General features: G+C 34.1%; 8 protein-coding genes and 1 pseudogene. 3 read left to right on the forward strand and 6 right to left on the reverse strand.

What is annotated here, in order from left to right; all coding sequences use genetic code 11:
- The first annotated feature begins 10 nt into the window (after positions 1-10).
- On the forward strand, positions 11-601 hold the full coding sequence (grpE, locus tag ERCILAFE3058_RS02440; RefSeq protein WP_157989864.1) for a nucleotide exchange factor GrpE: 591 nt from the start codon (positions 11-13) through the stop codon (positions 599-601).
- A gap of 202 nt (positions 602-803) precedes the next feature.
- Here the strand turns inward: grpE and ung are convergent.
- From ung to ERCILAFE3058_RS02465, 5 genes and pseudogenes are all read right to left on the reverse strand, one after another.
- Positions 804-1,471, reverse strand: a pseudogene (gene ung, locus ERCILAFE3058_RS02445) (uracil-DNA glycosylase).
- Positions 1,472-2,294: 823 nt separating this feature from the next.
- Complete coding sequence (pmbA, locus tag ERCILAFE3058_RS02450; protein ID WP_157989865.1) at positions 2,295-3,653, reverse strand: metalloprotease PmbA; 1,359 nt, start codon at positions 3,651-3,653, stop codon at positions 2,295-2,297.
- A 1,286-nt stretch (positions 3,654-4,939) separates the two neighbouring features.
- Positions 4,940-5,356 carry an acyl-CoA thioester hydrolase YciA gene (gene yciA, locus ERCILAFE3058_RS02455; protein WP_157989866.1) on the reverse strand — a complete coding sequence of 139 codons (417 nt, stop codon included), beginning with the start codon at positions 5,354-5,356 and terminating at the stop codon, positions 4,940-4,942.
- 77 nt (positions 5,357-5,433) lie between these two features.
- Positions 5,434-5,970 carry a septation protein A gene (locus ERCILAFE3058_RS02460; RefSeq protein WP_157989867.1) on the reverse strand — a complete coding sequence of 179 codons (537 nt, stop codon included), beginning with the start codon at positions 5,968-5,970 and terminating at the stop codon, positions 5,434-5,436.
- 100 nt (positions 5,971-6,070) lie between these two features.
- Entirely contained in the window at positions 6,071-6,811 is a 741-nt protein-coding gene (locus ERCILAFE3058_RS02465; RefSeq protein WP_157989868.1) for a YciC family protein, read from the reverse strand.
- A gap of 1,341 nt (positions 6,812-8,152) precedes the next feature.
- Between ERCILAFE3058_RS02465 and der the strand changes: the two genes are divergently transcribed.
- Positions 8,153-9,619: a ribosome biogenesis GTPase Der gene (der, locus tag ERCILAFE3058_RS02470; RefSeq protein ID WP_157989869.1), complete on the forward strand. Its 1,467-nt coding sequence runs from the start codon at positions 8,153-8,155 to the stop codon at positions 9,617-9,619.
- A 566-nt stretch (positions 9,620-10,185) separates the two neighbouring features.
- The gene (ygfZ, locus tag ERCILAFE3058_RS02475) at positions 10,186-11,169 is read left to right on the forward strand and encodes a tRNA-modifying protein YgfZ (protein ID WP_157989870.1); all 984 of its coding nucleotides are present in this window, start codon (positions 10,186-10,188) and stop codon (positions 11,167-11,169) included.
- Positions 11,170-12,040: 871 nt separating this feature from the next.
- Here ygfZ and cmoB read toward each other — a convergent pair.
- Complete coding sequence (cmoB, locus tag ERCILAFE3058_RS02480; protein WP_157989871.1) at positions 12,041-13,009, reverse strand: tRNA 5-methoxyuridine(34)/uridine 5-oxyacetic acid(34) synthase CmoB; 969 nt, start codon at positions 13,007-13,009, stop codon at positions 12,041-12,043.
- Positions 13,010-13,018 lie beyond the last annotated feature (9 nt).

Raw genomic sequence — 13,018 nt, forward strand, 5'->3', positions numbered from 1 at the left:
GGAGAAATTCATGAGTAGTCAAGAACATACCATACAAAACCCATCTGTTTCAGAGAAACCTGTAGATACACAAATCGATGAGCAGCTTCAAGAAGCATCACAAGTAGAAAGCGAACATGATAAACGTCTTTCTGCATTAGAATTTCAACTAGCTCAATGCAAAAATAGCGCGCGTGATACACAACTTCGCGCTCAGGCGGAAATGGAAAATATCCGACGACGCGCTAAAGTAGATATTGAAAAAGCGCATAAATTTGCCCTAGAAAAGTTTATCAACGAACTACTGCCTGTAATTGATAATCTTGAAAGAGCAATAGAGATAGTTGACAAACGTAATCCTGCACTAGAAGCGATGATTGAAGGCATCAATCTAACCATGAAGTCATTACTCACCACAGTCGAAAAATTTGGCGTCGAGGCTATTAGTAAAATTCACGTTCCATTTAATCCAGAAGTGCATCAAGCTATGGCTATGCTAGAATCAGAGGATGTCGAACCTAACTGTATAATTCAAATTATGCAACGAGGCTATACCCTCAATGGTCGTCTTTTGCGTCCTGCAATGGTGTCTGTCTCTAAAGGTAGAAATAGTTTGTCCTGATCACAAAGAGATAAATAGATTAGTGATTAAGCGACCTATTAAAACAGTAGCTATATCATTTAGCTACTGTTTGGCATTTGTGAATTAAGATCCATAAAAATATTTTTCAGAGCTGCGATAGCTCAATAAATATACCATTATGAAGACTCGTTTGCTTATGATACGCGCAATATTAATGCATCTCACACACTGTCATAAAAAACTAAGGTGTCCAATTAATTGGATTTCTGCCTATACTCATTAAGAATTTATTCGCTTGAGAAAAATGAGAGCAACCAAAAAATCCGCGATAGGCAGACAGTGGGGAAGGGTGTGCAGAAGATAATACACAGTGATTCCTATGATTAATTAAATTAATCCTTTTCTGAGCCTCAACACCCCAGAGAAGAAATACTACATTTTCACAATACTTGTTAACAATAAAAATCACTTTATTTGTAAATATAGCCCACCCAAATTTTTCATGGGAACGGGGCTTTCCGGCTTCTACAGTGAGAATGGTATTCAGCAAAAACACTCCTTGTCGAGCCCAATTTTCTAAAAAACCATGCTGAGGTGGACGAAAATCGGGAATATCGCTGATCAATTCTTTATAGATGTTCTTTAAAGAAGGCGGAATAGCTACACCAGGTAATACAGAAAAAGCTAATCCATGTGCCTGATTAGGCTTATGATAAGGGTCCTGTCCTAAGATAACCACTTTTACATTCCATAGATCAGTTAAACGAAAAGCATGAAAAATAACATCAGCAGACGGGTAGATAATTTTACCGCTTTTCCTTTCTAAATACACCTTATTCATAAGTTTCTTAAAATAATTTTTTTTTTCTCACCCGATAAGGTATCTTGCCAAGACAATGCATATGCCATGTGTAATCTTCTTTTCCCTGTACGACGATATATAGAAAATAGAGTTCTTAAAAAATAAAAATGTAGAATTCTTGTGAAAAATGTAAAATTACTTTTATGGAATATTATGTATATTTCTATACATTATATATATGATCTATAATTATTATATTATAATATAGTCTATGAAAATAATGTCATAAAATACGCAGCATGTTGTTTAGCTCTACTGATAGATGATACGAATAAGATATAGTAGCTCTTAACACACGCAATAACAAAAAACCTGTCTCCCATCAACACAATACTAGCACTATTAATTCACACCATACATAGCCCTGTAATTATGGTTCACCGTCTACACATAGACTATACTATCGCATAGTCTTAGAATATATGGCAAATCACTCAATCACCTATGCTACCACTCTAAATATGAACGCTAACCTTGTTCCCTTTCGGCTTTCGCTTGTGACGTACTACGAATAATCTATACTTTTCCAAATAGAATCCCTATCTTCGATATAGACATAAATCATTAAAAATATATCACTGAGTGATATAACACTTTTCCATAGATATCAATAATTTCATATGAAATGTTATACGCTGCTACATATTCACATGCCTTGTAAGAATACAACCTATCTTGTGCGCTAAAATAAAAATTGATTTAATTTTTGATATATCTTTGAAGAAATAAAATAAGTATACAGTATACATAAGTATACAGTGCATGTGATACTTGCCATATTAATACTATTCATGGCTAATATAATCTCTTTCTATGCAGTACGTAAAGCATGAATACATGTATTCTTTTAAGCTATCAAGACACACACTATTACTCCCCACCTATCTTCATAGAAGATAATAAAACAGATCCGCACTGTATCCTGCTGTGTTTTTCAAGATCGTTACCAATGGATACTATATTACGCCACATGTCTTTAAGATTACCGGCAATAGTGATATCATGAACTGGGTATTGAACTACACCATTATCTACCCAAAAACCTGACGCACCACGTGAGTAATCTCCTGTCATCTCATTTACACTATATCCCATCAGATCAGTAAGAAAAAGTCCACGCCCCATTTGCTGTAACATGTCATTAAAATCTAGTGTATGACTAACGATAAGCCAGTTATAAATACCACCTGCATGACCAGTACTTTGTAAGCCCAGTCTACGTGCCGAATAACTAGTGAGTAGCCAGCTCTGTAAAATACCATCCTTAATAATCTTGCGTCGCTGAGTTTCCACACCTTCACTGTCAAATGGAGCGGAGCCTATCCCTTTTAATAAATGTGGGTGCTCTTCAATGCTCAGCCATTTAGGTAGGATTTGTTTTCCCAGCGAATGGAGTAAAAAGGTATATTTTCGATAAACACAAGCTCCGTTAATGGCCATAGCTAATGCATGAAAGAGATCTACGGCCACTTCTGCTGAAAACATTACAGGTACCGTCATTGTGGGTATTTTTCGTGGTGATAAACGTGATAAAGCACGACGTGCACACTTTTCGCCAATATACTCGGGTAACTGTAGATCTTCTATTGCCCGCGATGAAGTATACGCAGCACCTCTCTCCATGCTCTTATTATCTTTAGCTACCACACCACTCGCTAATGAATACATAGTAGCACAATAACCCTGGCACATACCGTAACTATTACCAACTACTTTAACACTAACTCGACTATCAAAAAAACCACCCTCAGTATTAATAATACGTGGATCGAATTTTAATGCTGTTTTCTCTGCTTGAGAAGCTAATTTTACAGCATACTCAGTATCTATTTCTGTTGGGTGGTATAGGTCTAGATCTTGAATTTTCCATGCTAATATATCACGATCTGCTATCCCACTATATGGGTCCATAGAGGTATAACGCACAATATTTAACGCTTTTTGCACGGCATTTTTAATAGCGGCTACACTAATATCAGTAGATGACACGCAACCTGCATGATTTTTATTAAGAATCCTAAGGCAAAGTTGAACGTCTCTATTAAATACAATATTTTCTATTGTACCAAAACTAGTTTTCACGCTAAGCCCACTAGTTTGTAAAATAACAACATCTGCTTCATCACAGTGATGCTCGACTAACTCAAGCGCTATCTTAACTGCCTGATCTAAGCTTTTACGTTGCTCTATCACATCACATTTTTCTATAACATATGATAATTCTTTCATTTATCCTGCCATATAAAATATTATTTGTGGTTAGTCTTCTTATCAAGAATATTATGTTATAAATAATGAACTATTGATTATTAAATACCATTAATATATGGATGAGAAACGCACCTCTTAATAAAGTATGATAAAAATACATGAAGACTATTGAAGATCGTAATGAAGTATATGGCTACACATCCCTATAAATATTTATAAATTTTTATAACATTTATACATAATCTCACTATATTAAATAAATCTATGTCGATAGTTCATTGTGCACATGCAAACATTAGATGAATCGATGAGTCACCTCACTTCAATGGTGTGAGTATATCATTGGGTAATCTATAATTATTAACCTATTTTGAACTCTTTCTAGTGTGAATAGTGGCAGCATTTAAGATATTATAAACACTATCTCTTATATACATCACTACAATGATCCTTGCAAATTCTTACATATATTATAATTACTAAATTATATAAGTTATCTCCACTCATCATCACTGAGACGATCTATGATGATATTCCCCGTAATCTACTAAGTAGACTTAGTCATCGATCTTAATCACAAGGTGTTGCTCTTACTGCATATATATAAAGGATATAATAATTATATCTGGTATAAAATATATTATACAATACAATAATATTCGAAAAGACTCATTAGAAAAATTATAAGAATATCTGTATCAGTAATCCAACATTAAGCGTCATATAAAAAATAAAATACCTAGAAATTCACAGATTCAAATTAAATGTTTAATATTTCAATGATATTCAACTCGATACGAAATGGCGCCATCAAATAAGTTAAAAAAGAGACAAATATAATATATAAAGCACCAAATTGAATAAATTGCTTAAAATATCATGTATATGTAACGTAGATACTATCTAAACTGCACTAGATCAAATCCATGCTCCTCGATAATTACCACACCCTTATCACAACGTATGGTTAAGACTTCTAAGTATGAGAGACTGATATTGGCAGAATATAGATAACTGAATAACCGCAGTTTGAAATATGTATGCATTAAGTACGCAGCCATACCCAAGCATAATCGTACATAACACCACACTACTATCATAGTAAACCCTAACCACCCTTCTAGAAGATACTTAAATAGATATCAGTACAAATAATGTAATCTCAGTATCCCTCGAAGAGCATAGCATGCATACAGTTAGCGCCTAAATAGATCGTGTAATGTATCCCCACATGTGTTCTATAACAATTTATTATATGCCCTATTGCATAATAAAAGCTGCAATGATGTATAATATTTACATTATTAAGTCATCAAATTACTTTTATCTTTTAGCCAAGACCGTGGAATGCCATCACCATCAACTGCAACATAAATAAATAGAGCTTCAGTGCTACAATAATGTTTACCAAACGGTTTGGATGATACTTTCTTGATCCATAGTTCAACTTGAAGAGTAATCGAGGTAGTACCAGTTCGTATGCAATGCGCATAACAAGTGACAACGTCCCCTACTCTGACGGGCTTTAAAAAAGTCATACGCTCAATACTCGCAGTCACTACACGTCCCATAGAGATCTCTTTTGCTAAAATAGCACCGCCAATATCCATTTGTGACATCAGCCATCCACCAAAAATATCGCCATTGGCATTGGTATCTGATGGCATGGCCAAAGTCCGTAAAACTATTTCACCCAATGGTTGTCTTAAGTTTTGTTTCATGATATACCCTGATCAGGTTGTCAATAACTTCTATATCTTAGTTTGGATCCTAATAAAAATTCTATTATATGGTGCTGCTAATCATCCTTTTTAGATATAAAATGCAATACATACAGGCCACTCAAAAAAGCAAAAAGAAATGTTAGACCACCTAACCCAAAAAATTTAAAATCTATCCATCTTTCTTGTGAAAGATAAAATATCGCATAAACATTAGCAATACCACAGAAAAGAAAAAACGTCGCCCACGCAATATTCAAACGACGCCACACAACTTCTGGTAATTGAACGTCTGTGTGCGCAATCTTTTGGATTAGAGAATACGACATAAAGAAATGACTGAAAAATAGCGATATAGAAAAACAACCATAAATAATAGTAGCCTTCCACTTTATAAAATCAGGATTATGAAGAATAATGGTTAAGGTCCCTAAAACCATAACTAACATAAAAGTTATTATAGATATCTTATCTAACTTTCGATAAACAAAAAACTTCAGACAGATGGCCATAGCAGAGGTAAGCATTAAGGCGCCAGATGCAATAAAAACATCATATGTCTTGTAGGCAAGAAAAAACACAAAAAGTGGTAAAATATCAAGATATTGTTTCATGCAAGTTATCCAATCATAGGTAAACTCAGTAATCCTGCATATATATAGTGGTACTACTTATCACAAATAACATCACTCTTATCAAACGTATAAAAATACATCAATGCAATAGCATATATAAACGCGATAAATAAATAATTAATACAGCAGAAACAAAATTACTTAATATATTAAGTAATAATATAGCGAGATCAGTGGGTACTCTTACAAGTACTGAGGCTAATGCTAGAATCAAGATTTTGGCTAGAATCCATATCATAACAACCGGAAAGATGAGCTTAACATGACTCCAGCAAATCTGGCTACTAGTGTATATGGCAGTAATAACTCCAACCTTTTCAGTAGTAATAATTATGGGCGATAAAGCTAGAGTAACCGATAGCAGCACCCCTGGTACGACTAAGATCATGAAACCAATCTGTATAAGAAGCATCATGAAAAAAGTCAGGGGTAACAGATTTATCAAATCTGGCAATGATGCGATAAAAGCATGCAATGCACTGACCTGTTTGCCAGATGAAACGAATTTAATTAAACTTAACATACCACCTAACAATAATGCATTTCCTATCAGAGAAGACAAAGTTCCAGCAGCTGAAATACGCAAAAGAATCTTTTGTTGCTCCGGAGACATATTACGCACTATATCCAGGAGACTTCTGGTCACACCTACGGACAAATCATCTCCAAACACTTGCATCTCATCAACAGATGGCATTAAAATTTTACTTACTATAATCATCACACATGACGTAAACACCGCTATTAACGCAATGTTGAGTAATTGGTGTCGGAAAAAATTTCCCGTGTCACGGTATAATGCACTTGCCGTGATTAGCATGGCCACTCCTTTAAAACTGTTTATTAAATCTAGTGCTTCCGATTGTACATCCTGTGATTACAATAGAAAATCAGAATATACATGTTATGTAATGTGTTATTATATTAAGTTATAGCATGTTATGCTATACAAAACCTTCTCTTATCATGGTGCATGTATCACTATACTACGCTAACACAGGTATCATTTTTTAAAAAGTACCGAATCTTAATGATAAAAATAAATAATCTAATCAGTATTATCGTTTGTATCATTATTTTATTAATAAGTAAATTATCTATTATTTAGACATCATGTATACTATACTTAAAGTTTTTTAAATATATATAATACATATTCGTACTCTATAATACATATTAGTACTCTATGCTGAGATTGATCAAAGGAATGCATTACGTTCAATCATTCATAGTTTATATAAAACCCTTATTAAGATTATTATGTGCGTCAAAAACTAGTTTTCTATAGAAGTTTTTATAAAAAATATTTTTAAACATGAAGTGAATAATATCCCATGGCAAAACTATCTAATAGCTCTTGTTTATTTTATTAAAAATAATTACGAGCACAGTTCATATGAACTTAATATATTGATAGCATAGACATCATCCTTATCCTCAATACATTATATAAAATCTATGATGTGGATCAAAAAATATAATATTTTCTACATAAAAAGACACCTAATTGTCTATACTCCACCATTAAATAGCACTGTAAAATACCATTAATCAATTATTAAATAGGATACGATATATAGTACGATATAGATATTATAAAAAATCGAAAATTATTGTATTATTAAAAACATAAATATCTTCGATACCTGTAATATTTATACAATACACACGTAAATGTTATCTCACTAAGAGTGATGTTGTATCTTAACTTATTATCATAAATATATTTATTACAAAAAGTGGAAACGCATTTCTTTCTATATATAGAATAATGCTATCGCGATGAATATAGGTGCATATCAAAAAATAAAATAGACACCGCATACAATATAACAATATATTATCTTTGATATCAAACCTGCTAACACACTCCAGAGAGTGATATATAAGTATTTAGTGTGTTGTTCAGATGAAATATTTAATTAATATCATATGTTATATAAATTCTTCTATTGTCTCAGTAGGTTTCAGAACTCTCTCATTCTCTGAGAGTTTTATATAATATATATCCTCATGAACTGTATATATTTCATAAGCACTTAATAAAAAATTGTAATAACCATTCCCTGCTTCACCATTATCTAATAATAATGGAAACGAGTTCTCTAGATAGCGTAAACATCTGCATAACTAAAGACTCATCCAAATATAGAGGTTTTATATGGTACCTGTAATAGCATTAATTGGGCGCCCAAATGTAGGAAAGTCCACTCTTTTTAATCGGCTCACACGGACACAAGATGCGTTAGTGGCAAACTTTCCTGGGTTGACTCGAGATCGCCAATATGGTCATGCTAATATGTCAGGATGCAGGTTTATTTGCATTGATACTAGTGGTATATACAATAACGCCAGCAATCTCTCTATTTCTATGTTGAAACAGTCACAGATGGCTATTGCAGACGCAAATATAATATTTTTTATCGTCGATGCCCGTGCTGGTCTACTTCCAGAAGATGTAATAATTTCTCAACAGCTACGTGTGAGTACAAAGTTAGTATTTCTTGTAGTTAATAAGATTACAGGCCTAGATGTAGAATCTTCATTACTGGAATTTTGGTCATTAGGCTTAGGTAAGCCTTATCCTATTGACGCGTCTCATGGACACGGTCTATCAAACCTGATGGAGTTAATATTATCGCCTTATATGAATAAAATTCAGGAGGGGCAACATGATTTACAAAATCACAAAGTCACTAAAAAAGAATGTTCCAAAACACCGAAAGATCTTATAACATACACACCTAAAAACAGTAGCCTTGAGCTAATTAAAAAAGAAAAAAGAGAATATTTAAATGCCATAGATGTGGAAATTAAGATAGCTATTGTTGGTCAACCGAATGTTGGTAAATCAACACTCACTAATTGCCTCCTGGGCGAAGATCGCGTAGTAGTGTGCGCACTTCCAGGTACAACACGTGATAGTATTTATATTGCGATGGAGCGCGATACCCGTCGGTATATTTTAATTGATACCGCAGGAGTACGTCAACGCCGAAAAACAAAAGACACTATTGAAAAATTTTCCGTTATTAAGACACTACAATCGATCGAAAATTCTCATGTAGTTATGCTTGTTATTGACGCACAGCAAACAATATCCGATCAAGATCTATCACTGCTTAGCTTTATTCTGAGCAGTGGAAGATCATTAATCGTCATACTGAACAAATCAGATATCCTCACCTTATCTCGTCGTAAAGAGATAAAAAAAATAGTAGAGGGTCGTATAGGTTTTATTAATTATATACGTATTCATTTTATTTCTGCCTTACATGGACACGGTGTAAAAAATTTATTTCCATCTATTATTGAAGCTTATAACTGTGCCACACACCGTATTCATACATCTAGGTTGACTCGTATCTTACATCAAGCAACGAATGAACATCAACCACCATTGATACGCGCCCGGCGCATAAAATTAAAATATGCTCATTCTGGAGGATACAATCCTTTGATTATTATAATACACGGTAATCAAGTGAAAAACGTTCCAGATTGCTACAAACGCTATTTAACAAACTATTTTAGACGGTCATTAAAGCTGGTAGGAACAGCAATTCGCCTACAATTCAAAGAGGGCAAAAACCCATATATAAATGCACCGAGTCGTCTATCCCATTAATATCTATAAAAATTTACTAGTAACAAAATGACTGGTGACGATACATATATATCCTAACTACCTTTCATGTATATTAAGATTTTTATATAACAACTTATATCTTAGGTAACAATACTCACTTAAAAGAAATAGATATTTTATCCGTTGAAGAAAGTTATCGCAAAATGCTTGATGGTGCTTACATGTGGTAATATCACAATCTTTATATGAATATAGCGCCATCTCCTTTCATAGCGCATCCAATAAAAAGCAGCAGAAAAACCTACCTATTATCAGGATGCACTTATTATTGATTCACGGTATGATTAAATATATTCACTTATGTAAAATACATATATAATCCCAATATGTCTCGTATACACGATATTCATGCCGTGAATACAAATATAGAACATATATCAGAGCCATGGCATCTTCATTCTGAAATAGACCCATGCATAATTCAATGTTATGATCTTGATGACTTGCATATCCAGGCTATATTACTCATGTAGCATGGTAATTCAAAACAAATAAAAAGCGTAGTCTCAAACATGACTCTACATAGATTAATATAGGATTAAATTATGCTAACTCTTCCTTTTCCTCCTCAAACATTAATGGAATCGGACAGGCTACCGCTAACTTTAATATCACTAGATGCGTGGGCTTTAGTGAATATTAGTGGTGATGATCGTGTGCGTTATCTACAAGGTCAAGTCACATCAGATGTGACGAATTTACTACCAACGCAATATAGTTTTGCCGCGCACTGTAATCCTTCTGGGAAAATGTGGAGTAATCTCTGTCTATTTCACAGAGGTGACAAGTTAACATATATTACACGCCGTAGCTTACTGGATAAGCAAGTCCATGAACTACAAAAATATGCAATCTTTTCAAAAGTTGTATTATCTGTAGATAATGAATCTATACTGTTAGGTGTAGCTGGTGCTAACGCTAGAAACGCATTATCGAACTGCTTCGACTTCCTACCCAATTCTACATCACCAGTTATTCAGAATGAATCTCACACACTACTGTGGTTTTCGAAACCTACTGAGCGATTTATACTCATAGTAACACCAGCTCATGCTTCTGTAATGATTAAAATTTTTAAAAATCATGCACAACTTAATGATAGCACGCAGTGGATGCTATTGGATATTGAAGCAGGCTTGCCTATTATCGATATTGAAACTTGTGGTCGCTTTATTCCACAAGCTACAAACCTACACGCTCTAGGAGCGATTAACTTTAAAAAGGGATGCTATATAGGACAAGAAGTAGTGGCGCGTGCTACATTTCGCAATACTAATAAGCGCGCATTATATGCTCTTTCTGGGACAGCTCAAATCACTCCAAAGCCTAACGATACACTAGAAATCAACATGAATGAGCAATGGAGGCGAATAGGTACTATTTTTGCCGTGTGTAAAATAGATCACTCTAGCATCTGGATACAAGCTATTCTCAATAAAAATCTCACAAAAAATCATATGTTACGTGTGTATGGTGATGAAGCCAGTCAATTAAGAATTCAAAAACTACCATATATTCTGCACTCTTAGATAATGTATACTAATTAATTATCATATCACATATCACGCTCTCATATCATACAAATGAAAAATAGCATTGGTCATAGAAGGTCTAATAACAAGTTGCTGCGTTTTCTGCACCTACATGATTCTTCATTGTGCATGATTGAAGAAAATCTCATATGAGATCAACGCAAACCTCAAAAATCAAACCTCTTAGAGCACACCATATGAGAAATTCTTCACTTATCAAAGATAACTTTCCTATGAAATATCAACATCCCCATTAAAAATAATCTCTTGTATATTGTATTTCTCAAGACTATAATTCTATACCTTCAGAATCTAAAAAAGATCATATCTGCTATTCTTTTGTGATACATGTACATATATCACACACTTGTATAATATATGAAACACTCAAGACGTATATATCCTACTATATAGATTATCTATAACACACAGTGGTCTTACACAGTAAGTAATATGTATAAACATTGTTGATATTTTTTGATATGCTTATACTGAAACGACTTCTCATCTCTCTTTTAACAGATGATATATATTAAAATAGAACATTTATTAATTTATTATCACCACGCCTCTTTGATCTTAGAGACGTCATACTTACCTTCTCGGTAAATAACCTTAGATCATATGTCAAAAAATACAATCATACACCACTGCTACCATGAAATTTAAAATACATTCTTTGCGGTCGTGCATTAATCATGTACCCTATTGCATATAAAAATCTTATGTATTCTTCATGTGGCAAAAGTAAATACTGATGTGCAATCCAAATAAGAACGATCAATATGAAAAAGATTTACCACTCTAATACAATTCTTAACTAAAACTATTTTGATATATCTCTTCATGATGAGGGCGGTAGTAATCTTTATGAAACTGCAGTAGCAATTAATACGGCACGTTGTGGGGCAGGATAACCTTCTATTGTTTTTGTATCATCTTCTGGATCTAAAAATTGCGACAATGATTCTCTTGGCATCCAATTTGTACGCCGTTGTTCATTGACAGTAGTAGTATGATAATCAACAATACGTACATTATGAAACCCACATTTTTCCATCCAAGACTTAAGCGCCTGACTAGATGGAAGAAAATATACATTTCGCATCTTTGCGTAACGCTTACTAGGCACTAAAACCCTCTGTTCATCTCCTTTGATTACCAATGTCTCTAAGACCAACTCTCCCCCTCTGACTAATTGTGATCTCAGTTGACACAAATGATCGAGTGGAGAACGACGATGGCATAGAACGCCCATTGAAAACACAGTATCAAAAACTTGCAGAGGGGGTAACTGTTCTATACTTAGAGGTACTACATGAGCGCGCTGGTCGTTACCTAATAGTTTACGGATTGCTTCGAATTGATATAAAAAAAGAGGCATAGGGTCTATGCCTACTACGAGGCGTGCACCACGGCCAAGCATACGCCACATATAGTAACCACTATTACAACCTACATCTAAGACAATACGTCCAGCGAGGGGGGAAATATGAGGCCAGACTCTCTCCCACTTCAAATCGGATCTCCACTCACTATCAATAGTGATATTGTAGAGCACAAAAGGACCTTTGCGCCATGGTATCAAAATACGGAGTAATTGTTCCATGCTTTCACGCTGACGTATTGTAATCTGAGTATGGTCAGCAACAATACCATGTAATAGATCTAAAAACTCTGGGGTTATAATAGGCAACTTGTGCACTACACACTCCCAAAGTTTACAATCTATAGATAACAATTTATTCTTCCAAGATTCGACTAATGCTGGTAAGGTTTTCAACCAATGTTGAAGAGGGCTATTAGCCACAATACGATAAAAATGAGAAAAATCCACTAACGTAAC

This window comes from Candidatus Erwinia haradaeae, from assembly GCF_900698955.1.
In the GTDB taxonomy this organism is placed as follows: Bacteria; Pseudomonadota; Gammaproteobacteria; order Enterobacterales; family Enterobacteriaceae; genus Erwinia_E; species Erwinia_E haradaeae_G.